This is a genomic window from Spongiibacter sp. IMCC21906 (assembly GCF_001010805.1).
Lineage (GTDB): Bacteria > Pseudomonadota > Gammaproteobacteria > Pseudomonadales > Spongiibacteraceae > Spongiibacter.
This window is the reverse complement of the sequence record NZ_CP011477.1, coordinates 1,673,581-1,691,583: the sequence shown is the minus strand read 5'-3', so window position 1 is coordinate 1,691,583 and position 18,003 is coordinate 1,673,581. Positions and strand designations below refer to the sequence as shown.

Below are 18,003 nucleotides of genomic sequence, written 5' to 3'. Positions count from 1 at the left end.
ATTAAAATAGGAAAAATAAAGACCATCCTAAAACGTCTGAACCCTATTACTCTTTATATTGTGCTCGGATCAACGCATGAAAATTGCTGCCGCTCTATGCTTATTTCTGTTTAGTACCTTGAGTATTGCCGATAATTGCAAAGATAATTTTATCGCCTGCGTGCAAAAAACCGGCAACCCCGCCACCTGCCAATCTACCTACCAACATTGCCAACGAGGCCCTGTTCCATTAAATCCCGGACCATTAAAAAATGAAGCACCGGAGTCCTTGCAAATTCAAGCAAAACTAGCGCAACTGGATGGTCTGAGCACTGTTGAATTATGGGTGGCGAATCCAAGCAACAACCGGGTTCAAATTGACAATATGTCTTATCAAGTTCGCTGTCAGAATGGCGATATACAAACTGCCGAATTTTCGCTGGAGGTTGAGCTTCCCGCCAAAATGAACTTGAGAAAAATCGGGGCTAGCCAAGTGATATGCATAGCAGAAGGCGGGGCAGCTGAGCTACTTGATGAAGAAACAACCACCGCCCAAGGCTTAGCTTCAGTGGCCTCTAAGGTAGAATACTTTTTCCCCTGCGCCAACGGCGAAACCCGTAGTTTAAGCCTGCAGTATGTTGCCAAAGGCAAAGGTTATTATCGTTGGATATCCTCAGCAGGTAGCCGCGGCGTTTTAAACCACCAACTCCTGTACAAAGATGATTTTGCCAAACTTGCCTGCGAACCTCTGCAACCAGCCAACCCCACATTGCTGGATAAAGCCCGCTCGGAGCTGCGACAAATAATGGACCGCCATGCTGTTGATCCTGCGGACAAAATCAAAACGCCTGATGGTGGTAGCGGCGTCCGGGGCTAAGAGCGCAAGGTAACAGCGTCACCCAAAAGATAAGATGCCGCTCCACGTCCAGCCACAAAACCACTGGCAAAACAGGCTGTGAGTAAATACCCACCCGTTGGCGCATCCCAGTCAAGCATTTCACCCACACAAAAAACACCGGGCATATTTTTTAACATTAGTTGTTCATTCAGCTGCGACAAGGTCACTCCGCCAGCGGTGCTTATGGCTTCATCCAATGGACGAGCACTGCCCAAAGATTGCGGCAACGCCTTAAGTAATTCCGCAAGCGATTCCAGATCGGTCATTTGCTGTTTGCTGGTCAGCGCTTTTAATAAAGCCAATTTGCTACCACTGAGTCGACACTGCTTACGCAGAACATTACTCAGAGAATCTTTTGGCTTGCGCTTGCCAATAGCAGATCGCAGCGCGTCTACACTGCGTTCTGGGAACAAATCCCAATACACCGTGCACTGACCCTGCGTACTTATGACATCACGAATATGACTAGAGGCCGCGTAAACCAAGCTACCTTCTATACCATAGCTTGCGATCAAGGCATCACCCTTGCGATACCAAGGCTCTCCCGTCGCGGTGGTTAACCCCAGCGCAATATTCTTTAATGGCTCGCCAAATTGCTCACTCAGTGCGTTTGACCAATTAAAATCAAAGCCACAATTGCTGGGGAGAAAATCTGTGCATGCGACACCTTGCGCTTTTAATAGCGCCAACCAACGACCATCCGAACCCAGCTTGGCCCAGCTCCCTCCGCCGCAGGCAAAGATCACTACATCGGCTTGACGTTGAATTTGGCCATTGGGACTGTCTAGCAAGAGCTGTCCACTTGAATCCCAACCGTTAAAACGATGCCGTGTATGCAATCGAACACCCTGAATTCGCAGGCGTTGCAGCCAACGTCGCAGTAATGGCGCCGCTTTTTTCTCAAGGGGAAACACGCGTCCGGAACTGCCGACAAAGGTTTCGACACCCAGCCCGCGACACCAGCTAAGCAAAGCCTCGGTGCCAAAGGCATCAAGCCATTTATTGGTATACGATTGGGCGCTAGCATAACGCCGCCGAAATGCGGTATCGGCTTCGCTATGGGTAATATTTAAGCCGCCGATGCCCGCCCGCAAAAACTTACGGCCCATCGAAGGCATAGCGTCATACACATCCACTGACACCCCAGCCGCTAGCAATTGCTCTGCCGCCATTAAGCCAGCGGGGCCCCCGCCAATGACTACGGCTGATTTATTCGCCACTGCAGACTAGCTCTTTAATCTTTATTCACCCTGTTTTAATTTCGCGGTTTCTAATCTTTAACTTTTAATCTTTTAGCAAAAACTGCGCTCTAGCATTGGCGATGGGCTTATCTTCGCTGTCTTGCCAGGCCGTAATACTGACATTCACCATTCGCTGACCAAGATAGTTTACTTTGCAGCGCGAGTAAGTGTCTTTAAAAAGACCCGCCCGCAGATAATCCACACTGATATCGACAATTTTGGGAATGCGGGAAATACCCGTCTTTTTTATTACCGCAATCACCGCCGACATTTCCATAAAGCCCGCGATGGCACCACCGTGTAACGCAGGCAAAGAAAAATTACCCACATTGCTTTGCCGTGGTGGCAAAACACAATAATTGTCACCCTCAAGTATTTCCATGCCCAAGGTATTGGCATAAGGCACCCAGGCCTTAAAGTCCTGTAGCTCTTGATCGGCGGCTAAGGGATAGTCATCACGATTAATAAGGGGGGCAGATTTCAAATAGGCCGCGGGAAAAAGTTTATCCACTTCGCCTTTTCTAAAGGCGGTTCTGATATCTGCAAAAGCATCGGCATTCAAACGAAAAAAATTACCTACACCACGCGCTATCGGCCGCTCTTTATCACCATGATGAGCAATGGCACGACTAAAAATAACAAACTCAGTGCTGCGATAAACCTCTGCCTCAGCAATCACCTTTTTTCCCGGTGTCGCGGGACGCATGTAATCAATACGCAAATCAATGGTCGGGGTCAGTCCTAACTCATCGAGGGTCGTCGCCGACGCAAAGCCACAGGTAGTATCCAGTAAGCTGGTAATGGAGCCACCGTGAATTACCCCGGTTTCGGGATCGCCAACAATTGCATCACTGTATGCCATACTCAATTGGGCATAATTTATTGCGGTTTCATCAACCTCAATACCCAAGGTCAAAAAATGATCACCCTTATTACTGCTGGTCATTTCACGCTTAAAGCGTAATAACTCATCTAAATCCAAGGGCATAAGCTCTACTCACATTTCGCCGGAACGACAATTTTAACGTAGGCTAGCCCTTATGAGCGAATCTTGATGACATCAGAGATCAAAATATACATACGAGGATAAAAGATGGAGAGCGAAGACAGGTATCTAAAAACAGCCGTTCATCTCGCCGTACAATCGGTTACCGAGGGCGGAGGTCCCTTTGCTGCTGTTATTGTCAAGAACGGCAAGATCATTGCTCAAGCCCGCAATAAAGTCATTCAAAGCAACGACCCCAGCGCCCATGCAGAAGTGGAAGCTATTCGCTTAGCGAGCCAACAATTACAAACACCACACTTAGAAGGCTGTGTGCTCTATAGCAGCTGCGAGCCCTGCCCCATGTGCCTTGCCACTAGCTTGTGGGCACATATTGACCAAATTGTATACGCCGCGGATCACCACGAAGCCATACGAGCAGGGTTTGACGATACCGAAATTGCCAAGAAACTTTATGGTCAAGCAAAGCCCGTCAATATAAATCAGAGGTTTTTACGGCATAGCAGCGTAGATAACGCCGCCGCGCCCTTTGATGCCTGGCTAGCCTACGCAGAAAGAAATGAATACTAAGGGCCTGTTAACACTAATTGGATTATTACTGCTGGCGGCAAAAATGGCCCCAGCCCTGCGGGTTGAGGCTAAAAAAGCGCCACTCTGTGTTGCTCGTCGTTTATTTGGAATGACCAAACTGCTCTCCTCGCGCCGAGATTGGCGCTTTTTTAGCCTCGACAGTGACAATCCAATTAGTGTTAACAGGCCCTAAGACAGCGCCAATAAGCAAGACACTACTCTGTTATTAACGCTTCTCGCTGGGCTCAACAAATCTCGCTACGGCCTGCAGTATTTTTTGGCTAGTGGTAGGCGACACCCACACCACTACCGCACTCCGTGACTGGCCGCGATTTGGTATATCCGGCGCATCCAGTTTAAGAGCAAGTTGCTTATCTTTCAGCGTGGCAGGTTTAATTTGATGAGACAAAACCACAAAGTCGTGCTGTAATTTTCGACCGCGATTTTCCCCTGCGGCAACGCTGCTTTCCAAGCCCATTCCCAGTACCGCAACGTGTATATGAAACCTAGAAGAACCCAGCTCGGTATGGGGTATAAAGCTGACCGTCAAAGGGTCATCGTTCTGTGGCCAGCTAAAAGACAAGACACCCGGTTTTTCATTATTTTTTGGCAACTGGCGCCGGCCATTAAACCAGCCGCGCCACTCTTGATTATCAACTACAAAACCCGGCGTATAAACTTGACTGATAAAGCCCTGTTTGGCCCAACGGCGCTGGCGAGTAGAGAATTCTGCAAGGGCAAATTTATCTTTCCAGCCGAGCATATCCCAATAATCAACATGAAAAGCCATGGGAACAAGGGATTCAAACACCCGCGGGTCTTTCGCTAAGGACGATAACCAAGTATCCGCAGGGGGACAGCTGCTACAGCCCTCGGAGGTATAGAGTTCTACAGTTTGAGTTCGCGCTATACCGCTTTTCGCTTCCAAAGCAACCGCTTGCGCGGAGAACACTACGGCAGCACAAAAAAGGATAGTGACTAGTTTGAATATAGACATGTCGGGGCGTCTCTCAGCAAGTGATATACCCCAGACTAAAAACCCCCGAATTTGTTACATCCTCTACAAACCCGGGGGCAAAGACTCTCAGCGTTGTTCAGCGTCAGAACGCTTACTTATTGAGTGCTCGCAGCATCCAAGCTGTTTTCTCATGTATACGCATACGGTCAGATACCAACGAGGCCGTCGACTCGTCATCTGCTTCTTGGGCAAGCTTCAGTACGTCTCTGCTGGTTCTGACGACTTGTTCATGGCCCTTAGTCAGCAGGTCTACCATCACCTCTGCGTCGGGTACACCGTCTACCTCCTCGATAGAGCTTAAACGAGCAAACTCTTTGTAGGTACCGGGAGCGGCAACATCCAGCGTACGAATACGCTCGGCAATATCATCTACCGCCGTCGCCAGCTCGGTGTAGTGCTCTTCAAACATTAAATGCAGTTCCCGAAAACGCGGACCAACCACATTCCAATGAAAATTGTGGGTTTGTAAGTACAGTGTGTAAGAGTCAGCCAGCAAACGCTTTAGACCTTCAGCCGCCTGCTCTCGATTCGATTCGCTAATACCAATATCAATCTTTGTCATACTTGGCTCTCCTTAATGCTTACATCCTAAATTTAATTCTGCGCTGCTTAATTCTTGATACAAACTGATTTGAGCAGCCGAGGTTTTTGGCATGTGGAAGGTGTGACAGTGATAACAACATGGCGTTCCTGCTGTTTGCTGACTTAGCACCTTGCTAAAGACTTCCTAAGCACCAAAAACATCTACGGCTTTAATGTAACAAAAGCGGCCAAGCTTGCTAAATAGATTCTATGTATGCCATCGATAGGTGAAACATATCCCTGCGCAATAGCACCAAAAATGAGCAACCCTATTCGTGATGTGAACCCCGTCCCAGCTCGCTCTCATTAGTCTAGACCCCCGCTATTGCACTTGCTTTAATCAACTGAGAATAAAATTACAACGACACAACTACAGTGCATCACAAAAATATCGACAATGAGTAATAGCGGCAACATCAGCTTATTTGAAAAGAGTTATAAATGCCCATTGGCCACGATCGACCTATAAGCGCCACGCCAAGTCAGCATAATAAGTTAAGCAACTTGCACATATCAGCATCACAGCTGTTATAAAGGGAGTCTGTGTAGTGCAGACACTACAAGGAGAAAATGACATATGACACGCCAGCGCAAAGCACTTTTTGGCCCACGCGGTTTAATGCTAAGTCTTTTCATCATTGGGCTAACTGTCGGCTTGATTCAAGCATGCAGTGCCCCTGCAGATAGCAGCGACACCGCAAGCCCCAAGGGGTTTACCAGCTGTGAAACCCCTCGCCCAGAGATGTGTACCCGAGAATACCGTCCCGTCTGCGGCCATGTCGACACCGGGATACGCTGCGTTAAAGCCCCCTGCCCCTCAGAGCGACATAAAACCTATGGCAATGATTGCAGTGCTTGCGCCGACAAGAAAGTGATTGGCTTTGAGCAAGGTACCTGTGAAAGCTACGGCAAGTAGTCAAACTCACTTACCGTAGCAACTACCTTATTAAAAAGACGTGGGCACCAATAAAATTCAAAGAGCGCTTAACGCTCTAGAATAGCGGTAACGCCCTGACCACCGGCAGCGCAGATAGAAATGAGACCGCGACCGCTGCCTTTCTCCTCCAGCATTTTCGCCAGGGTTGCCACAATCCGGCCACCTGTCGCCGCAAAAGGATGACCCGCCGCCAACGAACTGCCATTAATATTGAGTTTGCTGGCATCAATCGCGCCCAGCGGCTTATCCAAGCCCAGTTTTTCGCGGCAGAAGCTTTCATCCTGCCAGGCATCCAATGTGGCCAGTACCTGCGCGGCAAACGCCTCATGAATTTCGTAAAAATCAAAGTCCTGCAGGCTCAGACCTTGTTTTGCCAGCATTCTGGGCACCGCATAGGCTGGCGCCATTAACAGGCCTTCTTTTTCATCACGACTCCCTTTGCCAAAAAAGTCGACTGCCGCTGTTTCAACAATCGTCAAATAGGCTTTTACTGGAAGATTATGCGCTTTTGCCCACTCTTCACTCGCCAGCAATACCGCTGACGCACCGTCAGTAAGCGTCGATGAATTACCTGCTGTCATAGTGCCGGCACCGGAGCGTTTATCAAACGCGGGTTTCAGGCCAGCCAATTTTTCGACGGTGGTGTCGGGGCGCATAATATTGTCCCGCTCCAAGCCAGAAAAGGCATTGACCAGATCATCGAAGAAACCACGTTCATAAGCAGCGGCAAGGTTTTGGTGACTATTGGCGGCGAGTTCATCCTGACGTTGACGAGAAATACCCCAAGCCTTGGCGGTTATCTCGGTGTGCTCCCCCATCGACATTCCCGTACGGGGCTCCGAGTTTGCGGGAATGCTCACCCCAATATGACCTGGCCGTAGTTTTAAAAAGGCCTTAATGCGATCCCCTGTGGTGCGCGCGCGGTTGGCATTCAACAAGACTTTGCGCAAGCCTTCACTGACACCAATTGGTGCGTCGGACGTGGTATCGACACCGCCAGCAATCCCCACTTCTATTTGGCCAAGGGCAATGCTATTGGCGACTAAATTAACCGCTTGTAAACCCGTGCCACAGGCTTGTTGAATATCAAAACAGGGCGTGTGAGGATGCAAGGAAGTACTTAATACCGATTCACGCGTCAAATTAAAGTCGCGGCTGTGCTTCATCACTGCGCCGGCAACGACATTACCTAATTGCTGCCCTTGCAGGCCATAGCGCTGAGTCAAACCCTCGATAGCAGCGGTTAACATCTGTTGGTTGCTAATGCCAAAGTAGGCCGTATTGGAGCGAGCAAAAGGCGTGCGATTACCGCCGATAATAGCGACCCGGCGAATACTTGTCGTTGTCGTGGGGGACATAAGCTAACCTCTTGATAGAATTTTCGATTCAGGGAGCGCAGTGTAGCAAGGGTTGTCAAAGGCACATTGGCTGATTCGACGAACACTCACCGCAAAGCTGTCAATTCGTCTCGGCACGCCAGCGGCTACAATCAGCATCCAATACTGGCATCTAAGATCGACCCTGCTGACCACAGACAGCTTAGGCTAAAACTGCAGGGGCTTTTAATACAGGGCTTTAATTACGGTAGCCTTAACTACTGTAGCCCTCTACTAGACACTAGCAAGGCTTTCGACCGAAATAAACGCGAATAGCCCGCAAAGGAGAGACAAGCTAATGACTGACCGCATCGAAGGCTTTATTAATTCAAAGGCCGGCAAAAAAATACTGGGGGCCATTGGCGTAGCGACGCCGGTTGAGCTTAAACGCTACCACAGCGGTTTAAGCAGCTATTTAGAAGGCGATGTTTTACTGGACTGTGGCGATAACGCCGCCCTACTGAAAGATACTCTGCGAAATATCAAAGACAGTGCAGCCGTCATCACTCTGGGCGCTCGTGCCCAAGCCCAAAGCGGCGAACCGGCTAACAATGGCAGTAGCAGCCCCGAGCGCTATCAAGCACTGGTGTTTGATGCCAGCGGCCTAAGCGATAGCCTGCAACTGGTACAAGCCTACGAATTTTTTAATCAAAATATCCGCAAGCTTAAAAGCAGTGGTCGGATCGTCATCCTGGCACGTCCCCATATGGAATGTGGCAATGCAGCTCAGGCCGCTTGCCAGCGCGCACTTGAGGGCTTGAGCCGGTCTTTAGCCAAAGAAGTGGGCAAAAAAGGGGCAACGGCAACACTCATTACCGTTGCCAATAACGCCGAAGCGAATATTGATAGCAGCCTGCGCTTTGCCTTGTCGGCAAAATCCGCTTATGTCGACGCGCAGGTTATTAAGGTCTCTACGGCAAGCAACCCCGCCCTTCCCGACTGGCATAAACCGTTGGCAGGTAGAGTCGCCTTGGTAACGGGTGCCTCCCGAGGTATCGGCCTGGCGATTGCCCAGACATTGGCCAGAGATGGTGCCACCGTACTGGGGGTGGATGTAGGCGCAATGGAAGCTGAACTGATCAAAGCGATGACCGCCATTAATGGCGCAGCGCTAGTAGCCGATATTACTGCTGAAGATGCACCTGCAAAAATCGGCGACAGCTTAAAAGAATTGGGCGGCGTCGACTTAATCGTGCACAACGCCGGGGTAACCCGCGACAAAACCATTGCCAATATGAGCGAACAGCAATGGCAGCTCACCTTAAATATCAACTTGGCAGCCGCCCAGCGTATTACCGAAGCCTTGTTAAGCGATGGCGTAATAAATGATGGCGCGAGCATTGTCGGGGTGTCGTCAATGAACGGTATTGCCGGTCAACGGGGCCAAACCAACTATGCCGCCTCCAAGGCTGGGGTGATTGGCTATGTCGACTTTATGTCAAAAGACCCAGAGTTACTAAAGCGTGGGATTACCGTCAATGCCGTGGCGCCGGGCTTTATTGAAACAGCCATGACCGCTGCAATTCCGCTAATGACGAGAATGTTTGGTCGACGCCTCAACTCACTGTCACAGGGCGGTTTACCTATTGACGTGGCCGAGACCATCGCCTTCTTCGGCAATCCAGCCTCGCGTGCCGTGAACGGCAACGTAGTGAGGGTGTGTGGGCAGGCTTGGTTTGGAGCGTAATAAACCCATCAACAAGGCGCATTATGCGCCTTGTTTTAATGCGCTGTTTTTTCACTATCGCTGCTTTGCTTTAACTGCCTATATTCTACCGGCGTCTGGCCAGTCCAACGTTTAAAAGCCCGATAAAACGTGCTGGGCTCAGAAAACCCGGTCAAATACACCACATCAGAAATACTTTCGTCGGTTCTGGCCAATAAGCGCTTAGCCAGAATGCAGCGATAATCTGCCAATACTTGATTAAAACTGGTTCCCGCCTCGGTGAGTCTGGCCCGCAGAATCCGTTCGTTCATCCCCAAACGCTCAGAGATGCCTTCTAAACTGGGTTGCCCTAATTCCAGAATTTCCGCGATAACTGTTTTTACATTGGCAACAACATCCTGCTTTGCCAAACGCTCTAGTTGCTTGCTGGCCAGTTTTTCGTGCAGCTTCAGTAGGTCTGGCTCGGCATGACTGGAGGGGGTTGCCAAAATATCACTGGAGAAGATCAGCGATTGCTCGGGCGCATCAAAACTCACCGGGCATTCAAAACAACGCTCATAGGCACTGGTATCCCCCACTGGGCTGTGATCAAAGGTGACGCTTTTTGCTTTAAACGCACCGTCGGTTACGGCCTGAAAGTAGCGAATTAAAAACCGTGCAAAGCATTCGTTGCGGTGACGCAGATAAGGATCATCTTGACCGGCAAAATCCAGTCGAACTCGGGAGTTGGGCTCGTCAATAAGCAACTCAAACTGCATTGCATCGGTCACCAGGCGCTGGTAGTTTTGCGCCCGCTTTAGGCCCTCACCAAAGTTGGGACTACTCAAAAACAGGTATTCCAAGACCTGCCCGCGGTATACCTGCACCATATCGGCAATAGTCAGGCCGATATGGGGATCGCCACTGACCTCTTCCAGCACCCGCCAAAAACGGGCTTGGGCGGCATGGGGAAAGCGCGCCGAGCGGTCCTTTAACAGTTCTGGAGAGATTCGGCACTCATCGACAATTCTATCTATATCTAAACCCAGCTTTTGCATTGCTGGGTACACCAGTTGCACAAGAAAGCTAGAATCGCTGAGATCGGAGACGTCTGTTTTGCTAGTGTCTGTCATTATAATTGAATTCATTTCCCACTATGCATTGGCCGCAGTTTTAGTCATTGTGTACATTCCAGCAAATCCCATTGCCACAAGTATTTTTTATACTCACTACCATCCCTATTAACATGGCATTAACTCAGGCTATTTAGCGTGTCGGTAACCCCGGCCCAGCAATGACAGGCTAAAGTATGGAGGCAGCCCAGCATGACCGCAAGTAATCAAATCAAGATGAATGCCTTGCCCAGCACGCCCTCGTTATTATTGCGGGCGGCAATCACCCGAAAATCACCGGGGAAAATGTCACCGGCAAAACCGCCCGTATTCCCAGATACGGTCATTACCGTGGATAACATCAATATCGACACTACCCAGCTGCAACGCTATCGCCAGGTTTGCGGCTTTGCCACCCACTCACCCTATCTGCCCATGAGCTTTTTACATGTGCTGGCATTTCGCTTGCAACTGGCAATGATGCTGCGCAAAGAATTTCCAGTCGCGCCCATGGGTATGGTTCATCTCAGCAATACCCTGCGTCAATACCGCCCCATTGAAGCCACAGAAAAACCCAGCTTGCGCTGTCGTATCAGCGACTCATGGCTAAGTTCCAAGGGCGTGGAGTTCACCTTTATTTGTAGTGCTTATATCGGCCAAGACAAAGTGTGGGAAGACGAAAGCCTGTATCTCACTCGCATGAAAACCGGCATTGCCAAAGATAAAACCGAGCGTCCAGCATTACAAGAATTTGAACATCGTGAGCCGTGGCAGCTTTGCCCTGAGCAAGCGCGGCAATACGCTAAGGCCTCTGGCGACTATAACCCCATCCATCTGCACAACCTCAGCGCTAAGCTATTAGGGTTTAAAAAGATGATTATCCACGGTATGTGGAGCCAAGCCGCGTGCATATCGGCATTAGAAGCATCGGTAGGAGAAAGAAGTGAATGCTACGCAGAGTTCAAAACACCGGTGTTTTTACCCGCCACGCTGCAGTTTTGTTATCAGCAATCTGAACAGGGCATTGATTTTGGTCTGCGTAATGAAAGTGGCGACAAGCCCCATGTAGAGGGGTATTTTCGGCCGCTAGCATAGGCTTTAAGCTTATTTGAGCGCCTAATGACAATATTAAGCGCTCATTTCCCTCACAGGTAACTCTGCAACTCTTTCAACCAGGCTTGCAATGCTTCCATATTCTCTGGCCCCAAACGCCACATCCACTTGCTTAAGGCATCGGCATTTTCAAGCTTGGGGTCCACATACTCATAAAACACCTTAGGCTGCTTGAGCTTGGCATTGGCCGAAATCGGCTCAACAAACAGCATGTGCTCCACCGTCGTCCGGAATTGGTTATCAAAAGACTGGGGGTTACCCAACTCGTTGTAACTGGTTTCCAACAACGGCGACCATTTTTTATAGTAAATAGCGACTTGTTTGGGGTCTAAGGCGGTAATCGTGTTGATCAGCGTATCCCAACGTTCAAAATTGGCAGGATCAGCAACAAGGGCGTCGCCCTTTTCAATCACCAGAAAGCTGTCTTTGTTGTAAGACACCGGCATATTGCGGCTTGGCAGCTTGTTAGAGGCCATTTGCTCTACCAGCGCGACCCATTTGCGAATTTGTTGGGCAGGAAGCAGCCATTTAGATAAAGGCTCAGACAAATCCGCAGCGGCTTCGCGCACTTTATCATCACTGTCATCCACCTTAGCTGGCGGTGCCACAATCGTTTCGGCTTTTTCTTTGTATTCGGGATCCGATTCAACGGCTAGTGTCTCTTTTACCGTCTTTTTCGGTTTACTTGGCTCAATTGTTTGCGGTGCATCCACTACGTCACCACTGCCTGTGGTGGCAGAACGCTCTAAAATAAACCAAACGAACGCGGCTACGGCAACGATCGCGACAACGGCTGATATGGCTTTCCAGTTCATTTTACAACCCCGGTCCAGTCAAGGACTTTATTGTTCTAGCGCCGCCCGTTGGCGACGCGTTTCGTTAAAAGCATGTTATAACCGCCACGCTCTATGGGCAACAGCTCGGCAATGCTAAAGAAATGCCCAGAAAGAAAAATGCCGCGACAAGCGCGGCATAAAAAGTCAGCATTCTCCGGCGGCAATAGCCCGCCTTCTATGCGACTAAAGATCGATATCGTCCAGCATATCAAGTTCTTCCATCAAACGCTTGCGTTCAAGGCGCTCCTCAATTTTGCGGCGAATGCTGCTGTCGTGTCCACCCATGGCAGCACGCCCCTCAAAGCTACTGTCATCAGCGTCATCAAACACCTCGTCCAGATCATCGTCAGCCAAGTTATCTGTCATGCCCCACTCCACTGCTACTGGTTAACCAAAAACCAGGCCAGAAGCTACCGCTTTCTGTCCCATTGCTTTCAACGAACTATTTATGCCTAGAACGAAATTCTGTCAATTAAAAATTACGTCATGAAGACATTTTTTTCAGATGTCAAAATACAAGCCCCAACCACGGTAAAGTAAGCTGGGATTTGCCGAAGTCTGACTATGGAAAAACCGAGGGGGGAAATCGAAAAAAATGCAGTGGTTGAAATCGATCTTATAACCGATTTAAGCCATTAAGCGCCGCGGTGCGATAAGCCTCCGCCATGGTGGGATAGTTAAAGGTCGTATTCACAAAATACCGTAGGGTATTACCGTCGCCGGGCTGCTTCATAATCGCCTGGCCGATATGGATGATTTCTGCCGCCTCGGCCCCAAAACAGTGGATTCCCAAAATCTCCAAGGTATCGACATGAAACAAGAGCTTTAACATCCCCACCGTTTCACCGCTGATTTGCCCGCGGGCGGTATCCTTAAAAAACGCCCGGCCTACTTCGTAGGGTATCTTTTCTTCAGTCAGCTCCCGCTCACTCAAACCAAAAGAACTGATTTCTGGCAAGGTGTATATCCCGGTGGGCACATCATCAACAAAGCGGCAATGCTCTTTACCCCGTGCTGTCGCCGCAGCCGCTCTACCTTGGTCATAAGCCGCACTGGCCAGGCTGGGCCAACCAATCACGTCACCCGCCGCGTAAATGTCTTGTACGGCGGTTTGATAATGTTCATTCACACTGAGCTGGCCGCGATGATCGGCCTCAAGGCCAATCGTCGACAACTTGAGATTGTCGGTGTTGCCACTGCGGCCATTACACCAAAGCAAGGCGTCACAATGCAGACGTTTTCCCGATTTGAGATACAAGGTAACGCCGTTATCGTCTGCCTCAACCTTCTCATATTCTTCCCGGTGCCGCATCATCACACCGGTATAGCGCAGGTGATAACTAAGGGCGTCAGAAATTTCATCGTCAAGAAACTCCAACAAGCGATCCCGGGTATTCACCAGCTCAACTTTCATACCAATGCCCGAAAAAATCGACGCATATTCACAGCCAATTACCCCGGCCCCGTATACGATGATTTTTCGTGGGGTGTTGGTCATCTTCAAAATACTGTCGCTGTCATACACCCGCGGGTGATTAAAATCGATATCGGCTGGGCGATAAGGCCTCGACCCAGTAGCGATCACAATTTGCTTGGCAGTCAGCTTGCTCTGCTTGCCGTCCTCACGTAATACCGCAATGCTATGCGCATCGACAAACTCGGCCTGGCCGTGAATAAGGGTGATATTGTTGCGGTAGTAAAAGCGGCTGCGCATTGCCACCTGCTGAGAAATAACATCTTCAGCATGACTTAACAGCTTGGGGTAAGTCAGTGTTCGGGGGTCACCCAAATCTCGAAAAATCTGAGTTTGATTAAATCGAATAGCCTGACGCACCATATGTCTAAGTGCCTTGGAGGGAATCGTACCCTGATGAGAACAGGCGCCGCCGACCAGCGATTGCGCCTCAACCACCGCCACAGTACGGCCATGTTTACTGGCATTTAAGGCCGCCGATTCACCTGCAGGACCACTTCCCAGTACCACAACGTCGTAATCATATGCCATGTATTGACTTCCTCTAAGCTAAAATACTGGTTCCACAGGGTGACTCTTTCACTAAAATACGAGTGCCAAAGCAGAACCACAACTGCGGTTGGCAATCTCGCCTTTTACTGCGTTGAGAATTAAACTTGCGGTTTTAGCAATAGGCCAATGCAGTGACTACTCAAACACACTACAAAACATGCTACGGCCTAAAATGGATGACCAGTCGTCATCCCGCTATTCGTCGCTTAAAGCGCCGTCAAAATAGCAACGCCCTACACGGCAACAAAACCTGGAACGCCAGCTTGATATTGGTGGACTACCTTCAGCAACACCCCCTGCCAGAACAAAGTCGAGTATTAGAGCTAGGTTGTGGCTGGGGCTTGTCTGGTATTTACTGTGCAAAGCAGCAACACCGTGTTACCGGACTGGATGCGGACAATGAAGTCTTTGCCTTTTTGGAGCGACAAGCAAGCCTCAATGAGGTTGAGATTAACACGTTGCACCAGGATTTTTCGAGCATTCGTGCCGAGCAACTTGCCAATATTGACGTACTTATTGGCAGTGATATTTGCTTTTGGGATCAAATGGCAGAAGATCTTTTTCACTGCCTGACTCTGGCATTAGCAAGCGGTGTTAAAAAAATCATTATCAGCGACCCCAATCGACCACCTTTTTTGGAAGTCGCCGAGGCCTGTATTAATGATCATTTTGCCGAGTTAATCCCATGGCAAAGTCAGGCAGCCAACCGGCCCAAGGGCAGTATTTTGCTAATTGAAAACGCCTGATTAATTCATTGTATATGAGTTGCAGTAAGCGGCCTTGTAGCGTGGTACCCCCAGACAGCGCCACGCCAAAGCAGAGCACGCCTATAACTCAAATACCGGCAAAATTGTCGTAATTCTGCAATATTATTATCACCGTAATGCAAACTGCAGGCGTTAGTGTGTTTCATATGAGGACACTAATATGCGCTTAATACAGTCGATCAATCAGTTTGATGTGCGGATGTTTATGGCCTGTGTCAGCACACGGCACCAGCGACAATTATCCCGCATCGCTTACGGCATATCAAAGACCGGCGATGGCTACGCTCAGCTAGCTCTCCCTCTCTTAATATGCAGTTTAGGCATTCAATTCGGTCAGGAATATTTGTTGGCCGTGCTAGCCAGTTTCGCTTTCTGGTTGCCATTGTACTGGGTGCTTAAAAACACCTGTCGGCGCCGGCGCCCACCCGTTGCCATCCCCACTTTTTGCGCCTCTATCATCGCCTCCGATGAATTTAGTTTTCCGTCGGGACACACCGCCGCGGCGTTTTTGCTCGCGACCATGACCGTGCTCTTTTTTGGCGTGATCGGTGCCCCACTCTTTATTTGGGCCACTGCGGTGGCTGCTTCCCGCGTCATTTTGGGGGTTCACTTTCCCACCGATACCTTAGCCGGTGCCGCACTGGGTATCAGCATTGCTCACATCGGCCACAACTTGGTCATGGCCTGAGCTGGCTTAACCTCCCCCCGGAATCCAATATGAAAATACTTTACGGTGTACAAGGTACCGGTAACGGCCATATCTCCCGGGCAAGAATGATGGCCAAGCACCTTGCCAGCCGGAATGTAGATGTACAATTTTTGTTTAGCGGCAGAGCTTTCGACAAGTATTTCGATATGGATGTCTTTGGCGATTATCAGCTTCGCCACGGGCTAAGCTTTGCCACTAAAAACGGCAGCATCAGCAACCTTCATACCCTACTGCAAACCAAACCCATGCAATTTATAAAAGATATTCGCAGTTTGGATTTAGACGATGTGGATGTGATTGTGACAGACTTTGAGCCCGTCACTGCGTGGGCAGGACGGCTTAAAAACAAGCCGGTGGTGGGCATTGGTCACCAATATGCCTTTGGTTACCCCGATGTTCCCCAGCGTGGACTGGATTATAAAAACCGCTTAATTATGCGTTACTTTGCCCCGGCCAAACACCGTATTGGCTTGCATTGGAGCCACTTTAACGCCCCCATTGTACCGCCTATTATCAACCCGGAAGAAGCGCTGCTGCCGCCAGTGCAGCCGCCTCAATTTGTGGTGTATCTGCCCTTTGAAGACCAGCAAAAAGTGACCGCAGTTCTCCAGAGCATTCCCGGCTATCGTTTTATTCAGTATTCCCCTGACCTTATTGACCGCGAACTGGGTAACGTCAGCCAACGCGCAACGAGCCTCCACGGTTTTAAAAAGGATTTATGCAGCGCCCAAGGCGTAATTTGCAACGCCGGATTTGAACTCATTAGCGAGTGCCTGCACATGGGTATGCCAGCCCTTGCAAAACCCGTAACCGGGCAGTCTGAGCAGCAAGGAAATGCGGCCGCTTTAGAAGCCCTAGGACTCGCCTCGGTGATGCAAGAATTTAATCGCGAATCGATCCACAACTGGTTACACGCTCTCCCCCGCCAACACCCGCAACACTACCCTGACGTAGCAGCCGCGCTGAGCGACTGGTTGTTAAAAGGTCAATGGGATAACAGCCAAAGCCTGGTTGAAGAACTGTGGCATAGCGGCGGCGAAACGTCTTCACAAGCAGCATATGGCTGAGGTTTTCATTGCCCATCAATTCTTTATTGCCACAAAAATCTGAAACACCGGGTCCAGAGCTTCCTCATTTCTCAGATATTCTGGACGAATGTCGAGGCCGACTTCACCGCCGCCTTCCCGAGCTCCTTGCCATGGAGCAGCTTTATAGACTGTCCCGAGACGTACTCAACATTCGCACCGAAGCCATAGTCGAAGTCGATGACTTACGCCTGCCGATAGCATCACTAACCTTGGGCGATCCCCAGCGAGCAGAACACTGTTTGATTCTGACCGGCGGCATTCACGGCGTAGAGCGCATTGGCACCCAGGTATTGCTAGCATGGTTAGAAACCCTACTAGAGCGCTACCGCTGGGACAGTCATTGGCGCAAGCAATTTGACCGCCACATTGCCATTGTCGCCCTGCCCATTGTAAACCCAAGCGGCATGCTTAGAAGCTGGCGCAGCAACGCCAATGGTATAGACCTAAATCGTCACGCGCCCATCGATGCCGAAGACGATGTGCCTTTTCTTATTGGCGGACAGCGAATTTGGCGAAAAATCCCCTGGTATCGCGGCCAAAAAAACCAGGTTCGAGAAGTCGAGTTTACCGCCTTAGAAAAGGTTGTTATGCGCAGCTGTAAACCCGGCTCCCTCAGCTTGGCGATAGACTTTCATTCTGGCTTCGGTTTTCAAGATCATTTGTGGATTCCCTATGCCTACCGGCGAGCGCCCATCGAATCTATCGGTGACTATGTCGCCCTAAAGCTATTATGGGAGCGCAACTACGCCAACCATAACTACGCATTTGGCCCCCAAGCCTTGCACTACCTCAGCCACGGAGACATTTGGGATTACTTGTATATTAACAGTCGAAAAGCGGGGTTAGGACTCATGCCCCTGACACTGGAAATGGGCTCGTGGTTGTGGGTCAAAAAACGGCCACGACAACTGTTCAGCTTTGCCGGATTGTTTAACCCTACCGTCCCCCATCGACGCGCGAGAGTATTGCGCGGCCATATTATATTGCTGGATTTTTTGCTGGCGGCTACCCGTAACTATCACCACTGGCAGGCAAAGGGTGAAACCGAAAGGGAGCTACAGCAAATGGCTCAAGCCTTGTGGTATCGAAATTCATAAAGAGAT

Annotated in this window: 19 protein-coding genes; 10 read left to right on the top strand and 9 right to left on the bottom strand. The window is 49.8% G+C overall.

The genetic code is table 11. The features are described 5' to 3' along the window. The first annotated feature begins 76 nt into the window (after window positions 1–76). A complete protein-coding gene (locus tag IMCC21906_RS07720; protein ID WP_047011688.1) occupies window positions 77–856 on the top strand; it encodes a hypothetical protein in 780 nt (259 codons plus the stop codon). Here IMCC21906_RS07720 and IMCC21906_RS07715 read toward each other — a convergent pair. Next, entirely contained in the window at window positions 853–2,097 is a 1,245-nt protein-coding gene (locus IMCC21906_RS07715) for a TIGR03862 family flavoprotein (protein WP_047011687.1), read from the bottom strand. The two genes, IMCC21906_RS07720 and IMCC21906_RS07715, sit on opposite strands and share 4 nt — an antisense overlap. A gap of 64 nt (window positions 2,098–2,161) precedes the next feature. Beyond that, the gene (locus IMCC21906_RS07710) at window positions 2,162–3,106 is read right to left on the bottom strand and encodes a PaaI family thioesterase (RefSeq protein WP_047011686.1); all 945 of its coding nucleotides are present in this window, start codon (window positions 3,104–3,106) and stop codon (window positions 2,162–2,164) included. Window positions 3,107–3,211: 105 nt separating this feature from the next. Between IMCC21906_RS07710 and IMCC21906_RS07705 the strand changes: the two genes are divergently transcribed. Both IMCC21906_RS07705 and IMCC21906_RS07700 read left to right on the top strand, forming a co-directional pair. After that, window positions 3,212–3,691: a nucleoside deaminase gene (locus tag IMCC21906_RS07705; RefSeq protein WP_047011685.1), complete on the top strand. Its 480-nt coding sequence runs from the start codon at window positions 3,212–3,214 to the stop codon at window positions 3,689–3,691. Next, window positions 3,681–3,884, top strand: coding sequence for a hypothetical protein (locus IMCC21906_RS07700; RefSeq protein ID WP_047011684.1), 204 nt, complete (start codon window positions 3,681–3,683; stop codon window positions 3,882–3,884). The genes IMCC21906_RS07705 and IMCC21906_RS07700 overlap by 11 nt, the downstream gene beginning before the upstream one ends. Window positions 3,885–3,917: 33 nt before the next feature. On the opposite strand, the gene IMCC21906_RS07695 is transcribed toward IMCC21906_RS07700, so the two are convergent. Next, window positions 3,918–4,688 (bottom strand): DUF1223 domain-containing protein, encoded by a 771-nt coding sequence (locus IMCC21906_RS07695; protein WP_047011683.1) that lies wholly within the window; start codon window positions 4,686–4,688, stop codon window positions 3,918–3,920. Window positions 4,689–4,800: 112 nt separating this feature from the next. Then, window positions 4,801–5,271, bottom strand: a complete 471-nt coding sequence (locus IMCC21906_RS07690; RefSeq protein WP_047011682.1) for a Dps family protein — start codon at window positions 5,269–5,271, stop codon at window positions 4,801–4,803. A 597-nt stretch (window positions 5,272–5,868) separates the two neighbouring features. Here IMCC21906_RS07690 and IMCC21906_RS07685 point away from each other — a divergent pair. Next, entirely contained in the window at window positions 5,869–6,207 is a 339-nt protein-coding gene (locus IMCC21906_RS07685; protein ID WP_047011681.1) for a hypothetical protein, read from the top strand. 68 nt (window positions 6,208–6,275) lie between these two features. Here the strand turns inward: IMCC21906_RS07685 and IMCC21906_RS07680 are convergent, their stop codons facing one another. Further along, a complete protein-coding gene (locus IMCC21906_RS07680; protein ID WP_047011680.1) occupies window positions 6,276–7,586 on the bottom strand; it encodes an acetyl-CoA C-acetyltransferase in 1,311 nt (436 codons plus the stop codon). Window positions 7,587–7,902: 316 nt separating this feature from the next. On the opposite strand from IMCC21906_RS07680, the gene IMCC21906_RS07675 reads away from it, so the two are divergent. Next, window positions 7,903–9,291 (top strand): 3-oxoacyl-ACP reductase, encoded by a 1,389-nt coding sequence (locus IMCC21906_RS07675; RefSeq protein WP_047011679.1) that lies wholly within the window; start codon window positions 7,903–7,905, stop codon window positions 9,289–9,291. A gap of 35 nt (window positions 9,292–9,326) precedes the next feature. On the opposite strand, the gene IMCC21906_RS07670 is transcribed toward IMCC21906_RS07675, so the two are convergent. Further along, complete coding sequence (locus IMCC21906_RS07670) at window positions 9,327–10,382, bottom strand: AraC family transcriptional regulator (protein ID WP_047013241.1); 1,056 nt, start codon at window positions 10,380–10,382, stop codon at window positions 9,327–9,329. A gap of 192 nt (window positions 10,383–10,574) precedes the next feature. Between IMCC21906_RS07670 and IMCC21906_RS07665 the strand changes: the two genes are divergently transcribed. After that, the gene (locus tag IMCC21906_RS07665) at window positions 10,575–11,456 is read left to right on the top strand and encodes a MaoC/PaaZ C-terminal domain-containing protein (protein WP_047011678.1); all 882 of its coding nucleotides are present in this window, start codon (window positions 10,575–10,577) and stop codon (window positions 11,454–11,456) included. A gap of 50 nt (window positions 11,457–11,506) precedes the next feature. Here IMCC21906_RS07665 and IMCC21906_RS07660 read toward each other — a convergent pair whose 3' ends face one another. From IMCC21906_RS07660 to sthA, 3 genes are all read right to left on the bottom strand, one after another. After that, the gene (locus tag IMCC21906_RS07660; protein ID WP_047011677.1) at window positions 11,507–12,289 is read right to left on the bottom strand and encodes a DUF3014 domain-containing protein; all 783 of its coding nucleotides are present in this window, start codon (window positions 12,287–12,289) and stop codon (window positions 11,507–11,509) included. Between the two features lie 204 nt (window positions 12,290–12,493). After that, complete coding sequence (locus IMCC21906_RS07655; protein WP_047011676.1) at window positions 12,494–12,676, bottom strand: PA3496 family putative envelope integrity protein; 183 nt, start codon at window positions 12,674–12,676, stop codon at window positions 12,494–12,496. A gap of 250 nt (window positions 12,677–12,926) precedes the next feature. Continuing rightward, on the bottom strand, window positions 12,927–14,315 hold the full coding sequence (gene sthA, locus IMCC21906_RS07650; protein WP_047011675.1) for a Si-specific NAD(P)(+) transhydrogenase: 1,389 nt from the start codon (window positions 14,313–14,315) through the stop codon (window positions 12,927–12,929). Between the two features lie 152 nt (window positions 14,316–14,467). Here sthA and IMCC21906_RS07645 point away from each other — a divergent pair, with 152 nt between their 5' ends. From IMCC21906_RS07645 to IMCC21906_RS07630, 4 genes are all read left to right on the top strand, one after another. Further along, window positions 14,468–15,082 carry a methyltransferase gene (locus tag IMCC21906_RS07645; RefSeq protein WP_231580334.1) on the top strand — a complete coding sequence of 205 codons (615 nt, stop codon included), beginning with the start codon at window positions 14,468–14,470 and terminating at the stop codon, window positions 15,080–15,082. 181 nt (window positions 15,083–15,263) lie between these two features. Further along, entirely contained in the window at window positions 15,264–15,791 is a 528-nt protein-coding gene (locus IMCC21906_RS07640; RefSeq protein WP_047011673.1) for a phosphatase PAP2 family protein, read from the top strand. A 29-nt stretch (window positions 15,792–15,820) separates the two neighbouring features. Then, complete coding sequence (locus IMCC21906_RS07635; protein ID WP_047011672.1) at window positions 15,821–16,879, top strand: MJ1255/VC2487 family glycosyltransferase; 1,059 nt, start codon at window positions 15,821–15,823, stop codon at window positions 16,877–16,879. Between the two features lie 8 nt (window positions 16,880–16,887). After that, on the top strand, window positions 16,888–17,997 hold the full coding sequence (locus IMCC21906_RS07630) for a DUF2817 domain-containing protein (RefSeq protein WP_231580333.1): 1,110 nt from the start codon (window positions 16,888–16,890) through the stop codon (window positions 17,995–17,997). The last annotated feature ends 6 nt before the right edge of the window (window positions 17,998–18,003 follow it).